Annotated in this window: 18 protein-coding genes; 11 read left to right on the forward strand and 7 right to left on the reverse strand. The window is 43.6% G+C overall.

Annotated features, from left to right (window positions below):
• Positions 1-39 precede the first annotated feature (39 nt).
• Positions 40-921 carry an ATP phosphoribosyltransferase gene (gene hisG, locus G3570_RS03640; protein WP_165139256.1) on the reverse strand — a complete coding sequence of 294 codons (882 nt, stop codon included), beginning with the start codon at positions 919-921 and terminating at the stop codon, positions 40-42.
• A 347-nt stretch (positions 922-1,268) separates the two neighbouring features.
• Between hisG and G3570_RS03645 the strand changes: the two genes are divergently transcribed.
• From G3570_RS03645 to G3570_RS03670, 6 genes are all read left to right on the forward strand, one after another.
• Complete coding sequence (locus tag G3570_RS03645) at positions 1,269-1,643, forward strand: hypothetical protein (protein ID WP_165139258.1); 375 nt, start codon at positions 1,269-1,271, stop codon at positions 1,641-1,643.
• 22 nt (positions 1,644-1,665) lie between these two features.
• Positions 1,666-2,232 carry a hypothetical protein gene (locus G3570_RS03650; protein ID WP_165139260.1) on the forward strand — a complete coding sequence of 189 codons (567 nt, stop codon included), beginning with the start codon at positions 1,666-1,668 and terminating at the stop codon, positions 2,230-2,232.
• 165 nt (positions 2,233-2,397) lie between these two features.
• Positions 2,398-4,614 (forward strand): patatin-like phospholipase family protein, encoded by a 2,217-nt coding sequence (locus G3570_RS03655; RefSeq protein WP_165139262.1) that lies wholly within the window; start codon positions 2,398-2,400, stop codon positions 4,612-4,614.
• 82 nt (positions 4,615-4,696) lie between these two features.
• Positions 4,697-5,104 (forward strand): hypothetical protein, encoded by a 408-nt coding sequence (locus G3570_RS03660; RefSeq protein WP_165139264.1) that lies wholly within the window; start codon positions 4,697-4,699, stop codon positions 5,102-5,104.
• A gap of 16 nt (positions 5,105-5,120) precedes the next feature.
• Positions 5,121-5,510, forward strand: coding sequence for a DUF3224 domain-containing protein (locus G3570_RS03665; protein WP_165139266.1), 390 nt, complete (start codon positions 5,121-5,123; stop codon positions 5,508-5,510).
• Entirely contained in the window at positions 5,500-5,883 is a 384-nt protein-coding gene (locus G3570_RS03670) for a hypothetical protein (RefSeq protein ID WP_165139268.1), read from the forward strand. Before G3570_RS03665 ends, G3570_RS03670 begins: the two co-directional genes overlap by 11 nt.
• 9 nt (positions 5,884-5,892) lie before the next feature.
• Here the strand turns inward: G3570_RS03670 and G3570_RS03675 are convergent, their stop codons facing one another.
• Both G3570_RS03675 and G3570_RS03680 read right to left on the reverse strand, forming a co-directional pair.
• On the reverse strand, positions 5,893-6,714 hold the full coding sequence (locus G3570_RS03675; RefSeq protein ID WP_165139270.1) for a DUF4382 domain-containing protein: 822 nt from the start codon (positions 6,712-6,714) through the stop codon (positions 5,893-5,895).
• A gap of 110 nt (positions 6,715-6,824) precedes the next feature.
• A complete protein-coding gene (locus G3570_RS03680; protein ID WP_165139272.1) occupies positions 6,825-7,691 on the reverse strand; it encodes a DUF4382 domain-containing protein in 867 nt (288 codons plus the stop codon).
• Positions 7,692-8,145: 454 nt separating this feature from the next.
• Between G3570_RS03680 and G3570_RS03685 the strand changes: the two genes are divergently transcribed.
• From G3570_RS03685 to lepB, 4 genes are all read left to right on the forward strand, one after another.
• Positions 8,146-8,421 (forward strand): YkoF family thiamine/hydroxymethylpyrimidine-binding protein, encoded by a 276-nt coding sequence (locus G3570_RS03685; RefSeq protein ID WP_165139274.1) that lies wholly within the window; start codon positions 8,146-8,148, stop codon positions 8,419-8,421.
• Between the two features lie 155 nt (positions 8,422-8,576).
• On the forward strand, positions 8,577-10,382 hold the full coding sequence (gene lepA, locus G3570_RS03690) for a translation elongation factor 4 (RefSeq protein WP_165139276.1): 1,806 nt from the start codon (positions 8,577-8,579) through the stop codon (positions 10,380-10,382).
• Between the two features lie 82 nt (positions 10,383-10,464).
• Positions 10,465-11,061: a hypothetical protein gene (locus G3570_RS03695; RefSeq protein WP_165139278.1), complete on the forward strand. Its 597-nt coding sequence runs from the start codon at positions 10,465-10,467 to the stop codon at positions 11,059-11,061.
• A 21-nt stretch (positions 11,062-11,082) separates the two neighbouring features.
• Positions 11,083-12,180: a signal peptidase I gene (gene lepB, locus G3570_RS03700; protein ID WP_249066632.1), complete on the forward strand. Its 1,098-nt coding sequence runs from the start codon at positions 11,083-11,085 to the stop codon at positions 12,178-12,180.
• A gap of 122 nt (positions 12,181-12,302) precedes the next feature.
• Here lepB and rlmN read toward each other — a convergent pair whose 3' ends face one another.
• The 3 genes from rlmN to G3570_RS03715 form a co-directional block, all read right to left on the reverse strand.
• Positions 12,303-13,415, reverse strand: coding sequence for a dual-specificity RNA methyltransferase RlmN (gene rlmN / locus G3570_RS03705; RefSeq protein WP_165139280.1), 1,113 nt, complete (start codon positions 13,413-13,415; stop codon positions 12,303-12,305).
• 104 nt (positions 13,416-13,519) lie between these two features.
• Positions 13,520-14,194 (reverse strand): peroxiredoxin-like family protein, encoded by a 675-nt coding sequence (locus G3570_RS03710; RefSeq protein ID WP_165139282.1) that lies wholly within the window; start codon positions 14,192-14,194, stop codon positions 13,520-13,522.
• A gap of 111 nt (positions 14,195-14,305) precedes the next feature.
• The gene (locus G3570_RS03715; protein WP_165139284.1) at positions 14,306-14,725 is read right to left on the reverse strand and encodes an OsmC family protein; all 420 of its coding nucleotides are present in this window, start codon (positions 14,723-14,725) and stop codon (positions 14,306-14,308) included.
• Positions 14,726-14,923: 198 nt separating this feature from the next.
• On the opposite strand from G3570_RS03715, the gene G3570_RS03720 reads away from it, so the two are divergent.
• Positions 14,924-15,829: a mechanosensitive ion channel family protein gene (locus tag G3570_RS03720; RefSeq protein ID WP_165139286.1), complete on the forward strand. Its 906-nt coding sequence runs from the start codon at positions 14,924-14,926 to the stop codon at positions 15,827-15,829.
• 70 nt (positions 15,830-15,899) lie between these two features.
• On the opposite strand, the gene G3570_RS03725 is transcribed toward G3570_RS03720, so the two are convergent.
• On the reverse strand, positions 15,900-17,147 hold the full coding sequence (locus tag G3570_RS03725) for a hypothetical protein (protein WP_165139288.1): 1,248 nt from the start codon (positions 17,145-17,147) through the stop codon (positions 15,900-15,902).
• Between the last annotated feature and the right edge of the window lie 47 nt (positions 17,148-17,194).

The following is a 17,194-nucleotide window of genomic DNA, read 5'->3' on the forward strand; positions in this document are numbered from 1 at the left end:
GTTACACAGAGACTCTTTGACATAGTTATTTTATATACCTTAAACTATCATGCTTTCAATAGGGAGAATAACAATACCGCTTGCGCCGGCTGATTTCAGCTGTTCCATTACTTCCCAAAACTCGTCGATCGGTATCACGGTATGAATAGCCACCATGTTTTTCTCAGCCAGGGGCATTACTGTCGGACTTTTGAGAGATGGGATGATATCCTTGATTTCATCAACATTCTCTTCTGAGGCATTCATCATTATATACCTGCTTCTTCCTGCCTGCTGATGTCCGTCAATACGTACCAGGAATTTTTCAATAAGTTTTTTCTTACCCGGCGAAAGATCTTTGTTGGTCCTAATAAGTTCGGTTTCGGATTCGAAAATAGTCTCAATCTCTTCCAGTCCATTTGCCCGTAGGGTATTTCCGGTGGATACCAAGTCGCAAACCGCATCGGCCACTTCCAGGCGTGGTGCGATTTCCACGGCCCCGGATATAGTCACAACTTTTGATGAGATACCTTTACCCTCAAGATATTTACGGGTAAGATTCGGATAACTGGTGGCAATGGTTTTCCCTTCAAAGTCTGATACGGTTTTAATAATACCGTCCTTTTTAGCTGCCAGAGAGAGTCGGCACATACCATATTCCAATCCGCGAAGAGTGGTTACATCAGCGCCCATCTCGGCAGTGACATTTGCACCTACAAAGCCGAGATCGCAGACACCATCCTGAACATATTCAGGAATATCGTCGTCCCGAATCAGGAGCAATTCCACATCAAAGTTACGGCATTTAAGCATGAGGCTGCGCTTATAATTGTCAAACTGAAGCCCTATGCCTTCCAGCAGGTTGATAGTTTTATCGGTCAGGCGCCCGTCTTTTTGGAGCGCAATACGCAGTGAAGTTTCTGAATCGGCAGTTCTGTGCATTGGTAAAGTAATACTGATTTATTTAAAAGGATGTTTTAATATCGATGGGAGCGCGGCCGTAGTTGACCGACATATGAATCTCAATGGTGGGGCAGGCCACCATGATGGCAGGAGAGAATATGTGTCACTTTTGAAATCATATGCGGCAATATAAACATTTTTTCAGGGAGATCATTCCCGAGTGTTGAATTTACCTCTGTGTAACTCTGTACACCTTCTGTGCCACTCCGTGGAATACCTTAAAACTATTTTCATTCCGGACTAAATCAATGAAAATCCCCCTTTAGCTTTTCTAAATCTATTAACTTAGATTAAAAATAGAGAGAGAAGAATCGGTATACCTTTTTATGACTGAAGAAGAAAGACAGAATCTCATTGAGCAACGAAAAAAAGAGCAGGCCGAGAGAGAGCTGCAGTACGATCTTAATCGGGATCTGAAGATTCAGGATGAGATAAATGAAATCTCCGGCATCCAGGAAAAAGATCAAAACAAATTTACTGTCCTGGCTATCATTTTTCTGGGTACATTGATCCCCCTATACGTGTTTCTATTCGGATTCAAATTTATCTTTATGGTACTTTTTGGTCCGGTACTGGCATTAATTGAAGTAGATATATCCTGGGTAAACACCTACCTCCACATTTTGATCTGGACGTTATCAGTCATCAGTGTCTATAGAGAACGTTCTGTAATGGATGACATTCTTGAGGTATTTTTCTAATTATTAAACAGAACACAACAATATGAAATTGCTTTATGGGATACTTTGGCTGGCTTTAATAGGTATACTCATTTCCTGTAATGATGCGGTTGTCACCGAAGAGTCAACTATTGGTGATAACCCCGAAAAATTTTCATTTGTTTTTGCCGCTGTCCCGTATGGTTCGCCCTATGGCCCCAAAGTTGTAGATGATATATATGCCGGATCTATTGATCGCTTTAAACCTAAACTTAAAGAATATCCACCGCCGCCTACTTCTTTTGGTTGTACTGTGAGTTGGGAGAATCCTGAGAAAAATTCAAGGTATCTTTATTATACCATTTATGTATATCTACCGAATTCTCTCATCGATGTCGCCGGTAACGCTTACCAACTGATAAAGGTAAAAGCACTTTCTCCGGATGCTCCGGATGGAGAAGTTATGGGGCAAGCCCGTTGTATATTACCGGCAAAATCAAAAATCGAATCTTTAGTTGTGACTCATCTGAAACAATATGCTGAAAAGTCACAAACACAAGCTGAGATTGACTATGATGTTAGCTCACACATTATAGATTCAGCACTTTATATCAATTCAGATAGTCGTTAACCGGTTTTATATTAAACATTCCTATCAAATTAAATCAGTGTAAATCTGTTTCAGACATACTTTATGTAAACAAATTATTATTAATTGACCTGGAGGGTTATGGCAATAAATGAATCATGTAAAAGTAGTATATTTGCTCTGAAATAATATTCATGGACGGCTACAATGAAGCTATTCCGATTTTTGAGTTTTCTTTTAGTACTACTGCTAACAGTACCATTTGCAGGATCAGCCCAGCTAAGTGATGGGCCGGATACGCAAGCCCCCCGTAAAGTAGGCATAGCCTTGAGTGCAGGCGGAGCCAAGGGCTTTGCGCATATTGGTGTTCTCAAGGTTCTGGATGAAGAAAACATACCCATTCACTTTGTCACCGGAAGCAGTATGGGAGCCGTGATCGGTGGGTTATATGCAGCCGGTTACACCCCTGAGCAGATAGAAGAGATCGCCATAAACACCGACTGGCAGGCACTCTTCAATGATAATCTGAAGCCAAGTTCCCGTGACCTGAGCACTTTTATTTCCACGCGTGATACTTACATGCTTTCCTTCCCTATTCTTGAGGGTCTACCGCAATTGCCGGCCGGTCTGGTGGGCGGACAAAACCTTTCCATGCTGCTGCACAGGCTTTTGCTTCCCTTTCACGATACTGATGATTTTTCAGAACTACCCATACCTTTTGCTGCGATAGCTACCAATTTATCAACCGGTGAATCCCGAAGGTTTGAAAGCGGCTATCTTCCGGAAGTGATCAGGGCAAGCGCGGCAATACCCAGCATTTTTAAACCGGTTTCAATAGACGGAGAGCTTTATATCGACGGCGGAGTGATGCGCAGTATACCTGCGGAGGATGCCCGGGATATGGGTGCCGATATTGTACTGGTATCGGATGTGGGAGAACCGGTAAAACCGGTGGAGGATTTGAACAACTTTGTGGATATACTTTTTCAGTCGGTAGGTTTTCACTTGGTCAAATCGGATTCTGCGCAGATGGAACTGGCAGACTTTTATCTCCGGCCCGACATCGAAGCTTTTAACAGCTTCAGTTATGAAGAGGTAGATGCCCTTATAAAAAGCGGGGAAGAGGTTGCTCATGAGATGATGCCACGCATTAAAGCCATGCTGAATTCCGTTCCGACGGAAGGGCGGAATGAGAAACCTGATATTAGCCTCAGAGATAGGGAAATTGATATTAGCAGTATTCATTTCGATGATATTGATCGAAGACTTCTTAATCAGGCCAGAGTAATCTTTGATATAAATCCGCCTGAAAAGATTGCCTACTCAGAAATTGAACGAAAGATAAACCGTCTCTATGCCACCGGTCATTTTAGCCTGATTACCTACAGGATTCAGAACGACGGTTCTCCGGAAGGGGGGAAGAGTCTCACTATAAGTTTTTCAGATAGCCAACCTGACAGGCTTGGTTTTAGCATGCGCTATGATACCCGTTACAAGGCGTCACTGCTTTTTGGTCTTCAAATGAGAAATGTATTCGGGCTTGGAGATCAATTGAACTCGAATCTTAGGCTTGGGGAAGTTCTGGGTGTTGGAAGTCACTACGAGGCACCGATTTCACTTGCCCCTGCTATCTCTGCGAATGCAGATCTAAATCTTTATCGCTCACCGATCGACTATTATGAATCAGGGCAGCAGTTGGCAACAATTGAGATAGATCGGGCAGTTTTGCATCCATATCTGTCTGTGCGACTCTTCAACTACCTGGAGTTGGAAACAGGTCTAAAAGCTGAATATTATGAGCTTAGTGAAGCTATTGGCAGCAATGTATTATTAGCTGACCGGCAATTTCTCTTTAGCGCTGTGGGGAAGCTGGAATTCAATAATCTTGACCGGGCCTATTTTTCAAGCCGGGGTTTCAATCTGAAAGTAATCGGTGAGGCCAGTGATAAAAGATACTTAAGCGAAGCCACTTTTTCGCAAGTGATAGCAGGCTTTGATGCTGCTCTGCCACTTTATGACGGACTTGTGTTGCGTATGGGAGCTATGGCAGGGCAGTCAAACACTTCAAGCTTGCCATTTCACTATCGATTCTACCAGGGAGGAATGACTGTCAATCCTCTTTTTAATGAGCGGCACGGTCCTCTATGGGGTTATGCTGTGCAGCAGCTTAGCGGTTCCAGTTTAGCGGCCCTACACGGTTCCCTGCAGTTTCATCTTGGCAGGGATATCTTTTTACAGACCGGCTGGAATGCGGCCCATCTTTCCGATTCCGGTATTTGGAAACCCTCTGATTTTGACTGGAATGAAGGGTATGGATTGTCATTGGGAGCCCTGACACTTATCGGTCCGATAAACTTTTCCCTGTCAACACCCGACTTCAAGAACAACTATGCCTTCAAAGTTGAGGTAGGCTATTCATTCTAATTCCATTAACTGATGCTGTAGGTGAATTAGCCGAAAATATATTCGCTTTTTTCCCTAAGGATTGTAATATGTTGATATGGAGATGGAGGGTAAAAAGAGGAAGCTTCGAGTCAGGCTAGGATGGCCGGTAACCGGATTGGGTTTGGCAGTTATTGCTCTGGCCCTTGGATTGCTGCCGCTGGATGGTTCGAATTTGAATGCTCCAAAATGGATAATCGGGATGTCTGGTGCTGTTTTTGTCATTGGGGGACTGATGATGCTGTCAGGTGAGGATACACGATTTAATAATATGATGGCCGCATTACTGCTTACGGGACTGGGCTTAATAGGCGGATGGATTGGTATTTTTGGTGCTGATGAAGATTTTTCGGGTGGATTGTCCTTTTTGCCTGAAGCGGTAAATATTTCTTTAGCTCGAGGCTTGTTTGGGATTGGAGCATTAATCTGTTTGTTGCTGGCAGCCTATGCTTTTAAAAAGCAATTTGAATAAAACCATTACAGGTAGAATGAAAGCAAAAACAATATTTAAAATTACGGGATGGGAAGAGGAAAAAATAATTGATCTCGATGAAGGCGGGAAGCTGACCCGAGCTCATGTGGGAAAGATTTACGAGGGTGAATTAAAAGGAGAGGGAACGGTGGAATATCTCATGGCCTATCGTTCTGATGGTTCGGCTGATTTTGTGGGGTATGAAAAGGTTGAAGGTCGTTTAAAAGACATGAAAAGCAGTTTTATTTTCGAACACCGCGGTTCTTTTAAAAAAGGAGTGGCCTCTGATACATGGACGGTTGTTGAAGGATCAGGGAGCGGACAGTTATCCGGTATTACAGGATCCGTACATTTTGAAGAGGGACATAAAGAGGAGTACGAAGTTATTTTCAATTATGAGCTTTGAATCCGTTTTGGAGGATAATAACCGTCTTCTGACACTTAGAAAATGGCTGAGTTTTGAACTCCCGGGATCGCTGCTTTTCGCCATCAGTTTTTTCTACAACATTGCAACTACTCTTTTCATGATTGCCGTGGTCGTTTTTACACCCTACATGCTCTATGTGCTGGCTAAAGAGAAAAGATATGGATGGATCGTATTTTTTATGCTTTTCGTAGCGTTGCCTGGCATTGCCAGTTATTACCTCTTTTCCTGGAACGGTGTTTTAAGTACAGGCTCAAGCGGAGGAGGTATGCTGGCTGGAGCCATACCCATGGCTCTCTATCTCTTCTACTGTTATTTTCTGAAGCTGTCCATACCGGGTATGCTAGATAACTAGGGAGAGTGCCTATTCTTCCGGAAATTGGATAATCCCCAGATCGGTAGTTTGTGCATTGGTAACCTCGGTCTCGAAAATTGTGGTATCTGCGTACTGCGTGCTATTGGGTTCAATGCGGATGTTATAAAAATTCTCGTCAAGTCCATTCAATAAAAAGGTGCCGTCATTTTCTATGTAAGTTGTGGAAATGATCTGGTCACCGATAACCGCTGAAACCAACGCAGGAACACCTTGGGGTACCATTTGGCCGGATACACTGCCACTGGTTTCAGGATCAAAAACGCTGAGTACCGGGTTTAGCAAATATTGGCCGTTTCCGGTTACGGCTATGGAACGGGCAACATCAAAATCAATGATTTTTGTTACCGGAGCATCTTCACTTACAGTGGCATTTATATTGACCTTGAAACCTGACTCTCCGCTGCTGGGGACACTCAGACTATTGCTCTCTCCGGCTACAATTACTTCGTTATTGGTCCCCAATTTTAATCGCAGTTGATTATAAGTTCCTGTCTCGATTTGAAATGAAGCCAGAAGGGTATCGGCACCGTTATTGAGTTTTAGCAGGTCCAGCCGAATCGGTTGGGAGCGGATGGTTTGCCACTGCGGCTGTTCTTCGGTACCCCGGTTCAACTCTACCTGCTGTATGTCAATATACACAGCCTGGTAGGTAGCAGGATCATCCGTCAATCGAATATTCAGAGTGCCTTCGGCATTATCAGAACTATTGACCCCGCAGCCTGAAATCAGGGTTAATGTCAGAAATAGGGTTGCACTGAAAAAAGAAAAAAACTTAAAATGGTTTTCTGGAGTAGCTGATGAAAGAGGCATGTGAATATCTGTTTGAGATGATATAGTTACATGTACAGGATTTCGATACTAAACATAAAAAAATATGGCCCTGCATTTTTGCAGAGCCATATTCCTAAAAGTCTTAGAAACTAGTTTTCACTGAGTCTGACCGTATCGATAGCGGTGTCCTCACCGGAGAATACTTCGATACCGGTAATAGTTGTATCCCGGAAACCGGAGCTGTCAGGTTCAAAATTCAAGTCGTAGAAACCTTCTGCCAGTCCCAGAATCTGGAACTCACCTTCTTCGCCTGTATTGGTTGCAATGGTATCTTCATTGATAACAGTATATACAGAAGTAGTGAAGTCACTGGGTACTACAACCCCTGATATGGAGCCGGTTGCCTCCAGGTTCACAGCACGTAAGACCGGTTTAAGCAGATATTTAAAGTTCGGATTCTTGCCTTTTCCGGTTTTGACTATAGATCGACCCGCATCAAAATCCACGAGCAGAGAATAGCTGGTTCCTTCTTCAATTTCAGCATCAAGCTTGAGTTTTAGTCCTGACTGCTGAGCACTTGGCGTTTTCAGGTAGTAGCCCTGTCCGTCTACCACGACTTCATTGTCGTCTCCAAGTACGAGACGCATCTGATCGTAGCTGCCGGGCTCCAATTCGGTTTCACCCAGTATCATGGTATTTCCATTTTGCAGCGTTAACAGATCAACACGTACGGGATCCTGGGAAACGGTTACCCACTCTTCGTAACTTTCGGTTGAATCTGACTCGGTGCTGTCAGTCTCCGAGCTATCAACTCTGCGCACTTTGACTTCCCGGATGTCGATAAAAACAGATTCGTAGTCGCCGGGGGCATCTGTCAGGATTACCTTCAATGATGAAGGAGCATTAATATTCTTATTCGTGTCGGGCTCTGTAAGGCCGCTATCGCTGCATGATACCGCAGCGAAGGTAAACAGAACGGCCGATAGAAAAAGGGAAATGGAACGTAATATCTTCATAATAGGATTACTTTCATTATAGTCTAATTACTCACGTATTTATAGAAATAAAAACATATTTTGTTCCGCCATAAATCCGTATAAAACAACATTAATCACGCTACAAGCGACCTTCTATGCCGATAGTAGAGCTACAAGTGCTATCAGTGCCAGGCTGAACAAAATGAACTGGGTTACTGAATGTGAAACAATGATTCTGATCATAATTGTATTGAGGCAAAGCTGGTTTAGATGAATCGTTGTCTCTTTTAAACAACATATGTCAAATATTGTTCCCTAAAACCCGGTAATTATTCTGAGATCGATAAGCGGAATCAGTACCGTTTAAACATTGATCAAAAGCATTTAATCAATTATTCTTAAGCCAAAAATTATCGGCCCGGATTCATCCGCTAAACCAACTTAAAATTTTCAATCCCGGCTCGAATTTGATTTAAATAAAATACACTAAAAAATGATAACAACGGCACAATTTACCTACATACCTCTTAATTCTAACGAACCTCGAGAAAGCGTTGATTTTTTGCTTGAGCTGGTAGCGCAACATGAGGTAGAAGTTGACGTTAACTATCTGTCTACGAGCATCAGGGGAGAAACGGATGTGGTCTTTGATCTTATCCGTGAAGTATACGATACCATGACCCTTGAAGGTGACGATTTCCGGTTCCATGTTGAGTTGCTGAACCCGGTCCCTGCAGAGAAGGATCCTCTGGATATCGAAAATAAATAAATCTAACTATTAGAATACTCCCATAGATCAATGTCGCAGCAGATGGGCTCGCGACATTTTTATTATGAGAAAGCTCTATGAAAAAACAGCGCTAATTTTGTATCTTAAGCGTTCTTTTTTGCAAGTTAATTGCGTCTTTTGAGAAACGCACATCTATGCCTGAAATTCGAAACTTTTGTATCATCGCTCATATTGATCACGGCAAGTCTACACTTGCCGACCGCCTTTTGGAGCGTACCGGTGCCATAACCGAGCGTGAAATGCAGGAACAGATCCTGGATGACATGGATCTGGAGCGGGAGAGAGGTATCACTATCAAGAGCCACGCCATAAAGATGGACTACGAGCGTCCGAACGGCGAGAAGGTGATATTCAATCTCATTGATACACCCGGACATGTGGATTTTGCCTATGAAGTTTCCCGTGCCCTTAAGGCCTGTGAAGGTGCTTTGTTGGTAGTTGACGCCGCACAGGGGGTAGAAGCCCAAACCATCTCTACGCTTTACCAGGCTATTGACCAGGATTTGGAGATTGTACCGGTCATCAACAAAATTGATCTGCCCGGTGCGGATATTGAAGGTGTGAGCCAGCAGATTGTGGACCTTATAGGATGCGATCACAAAGATATCTTGCAGGTTTCCGGTAAAACGGGTGATGGAGTCGATCTTCTTCTGGAGGCTGTCTACGAACTGATTCCCGGGCCCGGACGTGAGAAAGACAAGCCTTTAAAAGCACTCATTTTTGACTCTATCTTTAACACCTACCGCGGTTCTATCGTATATGTTCGCGTGATGGAGGGTACCCTTCATAAGGGCGAAGGTATTCGATTCATGGCTACCGATAAAGAATACGATGCCGAAGAGATCGGGTATCTAAAGCTTGAGAAAATGAAGACCGACAAGCTCGAAGCCGGGGAAGTCGGCTACGTAATAGGCAGCGTGAAGTCGCTGCAGGATGCACGTGTCGGTGATACTCTGACTACGACCAAAAATCCGGCAAAAGAGCCTATTCCGGGATACCAGGAAGTGAAACCGATGGTATTCAGCGGTATTTATCCAACCGATTCTGATGATTTTGAAGACCTTCGTTCTGCTCTAGAGAAGCTCCAGCTGAATGACGCATCCTTGTCCTATCAACCGGAAACCTCTAAGGCACTCGGCTTTGGATTCAGGGCCGGTTTCCTTGGACTGCTGCATATGGAAATCGTTCAGGAGCGACTGGATAGGGAATTCGATATAGATATAATCACCACCGTACCTAACGTAGAGTACGAAGTTCATAAAATGGAGAAGAGCGAAGTGGTGAAGAAGATCGTTGATAATCCGAGTGAAATGCCCGATCCCGGTAAAGTGGAGCAGGTGTATGAACCTTATATCAAGGCGAGTATTATTACTCCGTCTGAGTATATCGGACCGATCATGAATCTCTGCCAGGAACGGCGCGGCAATTACATCAACCAGCTGCACATGCAGAGCAACAGGGTAGAGATAACCTATGAATTGCCCATGGCTGAAGTGGTTTTTGATTTTTATGACCGCCTCAAAAGCAGCACGAGAGGCTACGCATCACTTGATTATGAATTTTTGGAATACCGAAAAGGCGATCTCGTGCGTTTGGATATCTTGCTGAACGGCGATCCGGTTGATGCCCTTTCAAGCATCACGCACAGGGACAAAGCGTATGACCTGGGCCGCAAATTATGTGGGAAACTGAAAGAGCTCATACCCCAGCAACAATTTGAGGTTGCCATACAAGCCGCGATAGGTTCCCGCGTTATAGCAAGAGATACAATACGAGCCATGCGCAAGGATGTGACAGCCAAATGTTATGGCGGCGATATTTCCAGGAAACGAAAACTTCTGGAAAAACAGAAAGAAGGTAAGAAGCGAATGAAAAATGTAGGATCTGTTGAAGTTCCTCAGGAAGCATTTCTTGCCGTTTTGTCTATGGATGATGACTAACTGAAACAAAAAAGCTGACAAAAGGTATAGTGCAACAGCACCCTTACTTTTTGTATTATCATTTGCACATAATTTTAAAAATATGAAGAAACGATTTTTTACGTTCGTACTGGTAATTGGCCTTGCAGTACTCGGTTTGACCTCTCAGTCTGTTGCACAGTTCAGTGAGCCTGAGTTTGAGAAGGTAACTGAGGATAAGTGGGGCTGGTTTATGAACAAAATTGAAAATGTAAAGTTGACCGGTCAGGGACTCTACGACAAGCAGGAAATTGACAGCATGGAAACCAGTAAGATACGAGCCCGCCTGCAGGCTGTTTTCGGGGAACCGACAAAAACACTGGAGGATCTTATCAATGGGCCGCGATTCCGACCCGGTGAAGCTATTCAGTTTGAGTACTGGTTTACGGTTGACGATTCTATTCCTTTCATGATACTGGATGTGGACGGACCTTTCGGGGAGGGCCTCGTTTATGGCGGAGCCAGTAAATACATCGATCTGATGCCGCAGATTAAAAGAACCTTTACCAGAAAGTTGATGGAAGTGGAACCTGCAGCTTTCCAGGATTATTTTTATTCTCCCGAACGGGATCAGTGGTTTAACGTGACATATAAAGACGGTGAATACAATACCCGAAAGATCGACTCGCCGGACGGGATGACTATTAATTTTCGATACTAACTACACTTAAAAGGAACTACTTTGGCAAAGAAGGAGAATAAGGACGAGCTGGAAGAGCGCAAGTCCCGGAGAAAGCAACGACAAAAAGATCAGCACGAAAAAGCCAAAAGCTGGCTTAGGGAGTGGATGGATGCATTGCTATTTGCTGCCATTGCCGCCCTCATCATTCGCACCTTTTTCTTTGAAGCATACCGAATACCTACCCCATCCATGGAAGAAACCTTGTTGACGGGTGACTTTCTGGTAGTATCAAAAATTAGTTACGGTCCTCGAACACCCATGGTTCTGGCTGTACCTTTTACCAATATATACCTGCCGGGAGTGAAGCTGCCGTGGACCCGTATTCCGGGCTATGAGGATATCGAAAGGAACGACATAGTAGTGTTTAACTATCCTATAGATATTGCACCTATCGCTGCCAAAACAAACTATATCAAACGATCTGTGGGTATTCCGGGCGATACGCTTTCTATTCGGGATAAAGAGCTGTTTGTTAACAATGAAAGCGCAGAGGATTTTCCGGGTATTCAGAAAAATTATATTGTTACGGTACAGGAGCGAGTCAGGCTCAGCCCGGCTAAAGTACGCGCTGCGGGGGCTCAATTGATACGAGCCGAAGGTCCCAACAGCTATAGGGTAAATATGACACAGGCAGAAGCCAATGCCATCGGTAACTGGGTTGAGGTTACCAATGTTGAACCCTTCGTCTTGCCTGAGAGTTACAACGAATTTTCTCGGGTCGATTTCAGTTTTTCATCCGGTTTTATGAATCATGATCATCTGCCTCCTACAGTCGTACCGTTTGAAGGTCAGGAAGTGACATTGACACCTGAAAACTGGCATGTTTATGAAAATATTGTCACTCGCTATGAAGGCAATAATGTGGAGCGTAACGGAGATACCTTCATTATCAATGGTGAGGAGAGAAACACATATACCTTTCAGCAGGATTACTATTTCATGATGGGCGACAATAGGGACGACAGTGAAGACAGTCGTTTCTGGGGCTTTGTACCCCATGATCATGTGGTAGGTAAGGCAGGCCTCATTTACTTCTCCTGGGATTCAGAACGATGGCTCCCCAGATTTGAAAGGCTGCTCAACTTTATACACGACTAGGTTTGCATAAATAGCAGAGCTCAAATTTCAAACAACAAGCAAATTTAAAATTCGAATGAACTAAATTCGAAATGGCAGTCGTTTCGAACATTCGAATTTCGAGTTTTGGATGTAATCTTTTCTTAATTTTTGGCTATCGATTTGCCACGAGCCTGCCCTTCCTTGATTGCCAGCTGACCACACCCGGCGTCGATATCATCACCGCGACTTCTTCTTACGGTAGCCGTGACGTCATTACGTACCAACTCTTTCATGAAGGCGTCAAGACGTTGCTCACGGGCTCTCTTAAGGGCTACGCCGGCTACGTCGTTATACATGATGATGTTCACCTTGCTGGGTGCCCACTGGGCTATTTGCGCCAGCTCCCGGGCATCTTTGGGGGAATCATTAAATTCATCGAATAAAAGGTATTCGTAGGTGATCGGCCTATGAAGTTTGGCATAGAAATATTGAACGGCCTCCTTCAGCTCCGCCAGGTTCATGGAGCTGTTGATAGGCATAATCTCATCCCGCTTCTCATCGTTGGCCGCATGGAGTGAAATGGCAAGGTTGTAAGGCTGCCGTTCATCGGCCAATCTCTTTATCTGCTTGGTAAGACCTACCGTGGAAACGGTAATTCGTTTGGGTGAAAGACCTATGCCCAAATCATCACAAATAATAGAGCCGGAATTAACAACTGCTTCGTAATTATGCAGAGGTTCTCCCATCCCCATATACACGATATTCGTAATCTTTTTATCAAACTTCTCTTCACATACTTCGTTGATGTATTGAACCTGGTCGACTATTTCACCATGAGTCAGGCTTCGGAAAAATCCCATCTTACCGGTAGCACAGAATGAGCAACCGAAAACACAGCCAACCTGTGAGGATACGCAGACGGTCAGCCTGTTTGCTGCTCCATCCGGATAAAAGTCAGGTATCATAACAGCCTCTACCTTGTAGTCTTCATCGCCGGGAAGCCGGAACAAAAATTTTATAGTACCGTCAGATGATTCCTGACTGGTAACAGGCTCGATACGGTTAACCTCTGCTATCTCACTCAGCTGTGAACGCAGGTCTTTGGATAGGTTGGTCATCTCATCAAAGCTGCTCACACCTTTTTGGTAAAGCCACTGAAAGACTTGGTCAGAGCGATAGGATTGGAGCCCCTGTTCCTCACAGAACTCCTGCAGTTCTTCCTTGGTAAGGGATTTTAAATCTACTTTTTCTTTGGTTTGTACTTGTTCTTCCATATCCGCAAAGATACAAACTATTTGTAAGGATGTTTAACCGTATAAGATTGCTAAGTGGCGATTAATCTACACAAAGGAATATTTACGACTAGAAATTAAGAGTGTTAGTTATTATCCGGATAATAAACTTTGGCAGCTGCCAGTAGCACCTCCGATTTTATCCTCGTTTTGTAATCGGGATTCACATATTGAAAAGTGATCAATCCATCCGGATTGACAAGGTAAACGGCAGGCACAGGTAACAAATGGTGGTCATAGCCCGACCGTTTTTCAAGGTCAATGCCATTCTTCTTATAGCGTGCAACGGTAGTCGAATCTACTTTAAAAGCCAGACCAAATGCCATACTTCCTTCCATATCGCTATCGGAGAGGAGCGTATAAGAGAGTTCTTTCTCCTGCTTGCTGGCTTGCAAGTATTCCGGTTTGTCAGGGCTTATAGCCAAAACATTGTAACCGAGATTTGTCAATTGAGCATGGGCTTCCTGAAGTTGTGCCATGTGCCGGTTGCAGAATGGACACCAGCCTCCGCGATAAAAAATTAGAACTGCCGGTTTGTCTTTGACAAGCTGTAAAAGCTCAACGCTATCTCCCTCAACCGTGTTCAGGGTGATATTCGGAACGGTAGTTCCTGTTAAAGCCGGAGTTACCTCTTCGGCAGATTGGGCAAAATCAGCGGGCTGAAGACCGGGGTCCGATGAGTCGGGTGAACCCGATAACGTACAAGCCTGCAGTGACAAAGTGGAAATAAAGAAAAGGAGAGCGGTAAATATTCTACCCATAATAAAGAGATGCGTGGATTTATAGAATGAACTGTACCTCTTTGGTGCAGTTTGCGAAATTGAGAAATAGGAGGTGCTGTAAGAGCACCTCCTATCAAACAAGTAATTAAATTAGGTTAGACTGGCGTCGAGCGAAATGTTAACGCCGCCAAGTGCCTTTGAGACCGGGCAGTTTTCTTTGGCACCCTTTGCGATTTCCTGGAATTTGTCATTCTCAATATCCGGTACGCTCGCCGTAGTTTTAAGATTGATTTTCGTAATAGCTCCCGCCCCGGCATCCAGAGTTACTGTGGCGGTCGTTTCTACTGACTCGGGAGTAAATCCTGCCTTTGCGAGCTCGTTCGAAAATGCCATGGAGAAACATCCCGCATGGGCAGCACCGATTAACTCTTCCGGATTGGTACCGGTACCTTCCTCGAATCTAGAAGCGAAAGAAAAAGCGCCCTCGAAAGCACCGCTTCCAAATTTCATGGTTCCTTTTCCGCCTTTTAAATCTCCTTTCCAAACGGCATCAGCTTTTCTTTGTGGCATAGTGGTAAAATAATTTTTTGAAAGTTTATTAAAGCATACTGGATAACAGAATAAGCCATGTAGACATTCCCGATTAATAGCAGGTACTAAAGAAGGAGTACACCGGAACGCGTTAGAAGTGTAATCGAACGCTCGCTGTACGCTTTCAATTATAATAACTGTATTTCTGCAATAATAAATTAAAACAAAGCATTACTGATGAATATTAACGAAGCCTATAATTTAATTACCGACAAACTGGAAACATGGATTGACGAGCTCATCCGCATGTTGCCAAATTTGGTGATGGCAATGCTGGTCCTGATTGCATTTTATGTGATTGGCAAGCTTATCCGCAACACAATCGGGAAGCTGCTTGATAAAGTTACCGATAATAAAAACATCATAAACCTGCTGGAAACAATCGTAGGGGTGATGGTGCTGGGTATCGGTATTTTTATAGCGCTTAGTATTTTGGACCTCGACGGAGCAGTTACCTCACTGCTGGCAGGTGCCGGTATCATCGGTTTGGCATTAGGTTTTGCATTTCAGGATATTGCCTCCAATTTCATATCCGGTATTATTTTATCCATTCGACATCCGTTTGGGATAGGAGATATCATTGAAACCAATGATATCTATGGTACGGTTCAGAAGATGAATCTTAGAAACACTATTATTAGAACTCCTCAGGGACAGATCGTTTACATTCCCAATAAAAGTGTTTTTGAAAATGTGCTTCAAAACTTCACCAGTAGCGGCGAGCGACGTATCGACTTGTCATGCGGTGTTTCCTATGGGGATGATCTGCAAAAAGCCAAAGAAGTTGCAATTGAAGCAATCAAGACGCTTGATAATTATGACGCCAATAAAGGTATTGAATTCTACTATGACGAATTCGGCGGCAGTTCAATAAACTTTAAGATTCGGTTCTGGGTTAATTTTCGCAAAAACCCGGATTATTGGTCAGCACGAAGCGATGCAATCATTGCGATTACTAAGCATTTCGACGAAAATGACATCATGATTCCATTCCCTATTCGCACGCTGGATTTCGGAATACGGGGCGGTGAGAAACTGAATACGATGCTTCAAAACGGTAAAAACGTTTCGAATGGTCAATAGGTAAAACGTAGATCTACCAAAAAGAAATGCCATGTTAACCAAAACATGGCATTTCTTGTTTTAGCCAATCTTAAAATCGAGGATTAACGACATTGTTGTAAATAGAACCGAAGCTGTATTCGATGCCAATGGATCCGCCGTAAGAATAAGAGGTAAGTTGTTGCCTGAGATTTAGTAACTGTTCGGCATTTGAAATATCACCTTTGGGTATGGATAGCTGGTCATTGATCAGAGAGTATCGGCCGTCAATGCTGAAATCCAGTCCCCGGAAGACTCTAAAGTCAAATTCGAGTCTAAGATCTACTCTGTTTTTGCTGAAATCATGGATATATGTTGATATATTGAGTCGCCCTTCTATTTCACCCCAGGGTTGTGTGAAATCAAGTCGTGACCGCAGCTGTGGTTTTATCAGAACTTCCGCATCCTTGTTATAAATGGTTGTCTCATCATAACTGTAAAAAGCTGTGGATACTAAAAAGAGAAAACTTATTTCATGTTCAGCATATTCACTGTAGGGGAATATATTGTATTCCAGTGCCGGACTCACCTGACCGCTGATATCAATATTATTCCGAGATGAAGAAAATGCTTCGGTAAATACACCGGCCGACCAGTGATTGGATATACTTTTTACCAGTCTGCCGTCGAATCGTTGTCCTCTGGTTATAAATATATCGGTGATCTCATTACCCAGGGAGTCTTCATCAGTAAATGTCCTTTTATTATAGTCGTAATCGTAGCCTAGATTTATTTTCCAATCTTCTGTCACTCTGTCTGCCGATACACCGCCTGAAAGAAAAAGACTTTTTTGATTTTCCTCCCCATCAAAAAAGGATCTGCCATCCAGCTCAAACACCCAATTGTTCCATTTATCCTCCTCTGATGAAGTTTGAACTAAGTCGGTGTCATCATAAATAATATCCAAATTGTCTATTGCAGAAGTGCCGGAAACATAGGGAATAAGGCCGATTTTGATATAGCGAACCAGTCCTATACGTTCCTCGTCCTGGGTATCGGAATTCGGGGATACATAGATTAATCTGTTATCCTTGTCGCTAAATGCAGATCTTCCGATAAAACGAAGCGTATATTCTATTCCGCCACTACCCGTACGTTGACGGGTTATGATTAAATGAAGATCCGCGTCCTCTTTATCCCGTACATAATCTACGAAGTGTATCTCTTGCCTGATATAGGATCGGTCGCAGCGGTTGCAATCCAAGAACACTCTAAGTGTTTCGGTCTGTTGTGCCGAAGAAGAGGATATCAGTAACAGTAGAAAAAAAAATGCTCCTGCAATGAATCTTATTAGAGACATATGGATGTTTTATTTAATCCCGAAAAAGGTGCGCCTGTAGTTAAGAA

It is taken from the genome of Halalkalibaculum roseum (assembly GCF_011059145.1).
In the GTDB taxonomy this organism is placed as follows: Bacteria; Bacteroidota; Rhodothermia; order Balneolales; family Balneolaceae; genus Halalkalibaculum; species Halalkalibaculum roseum.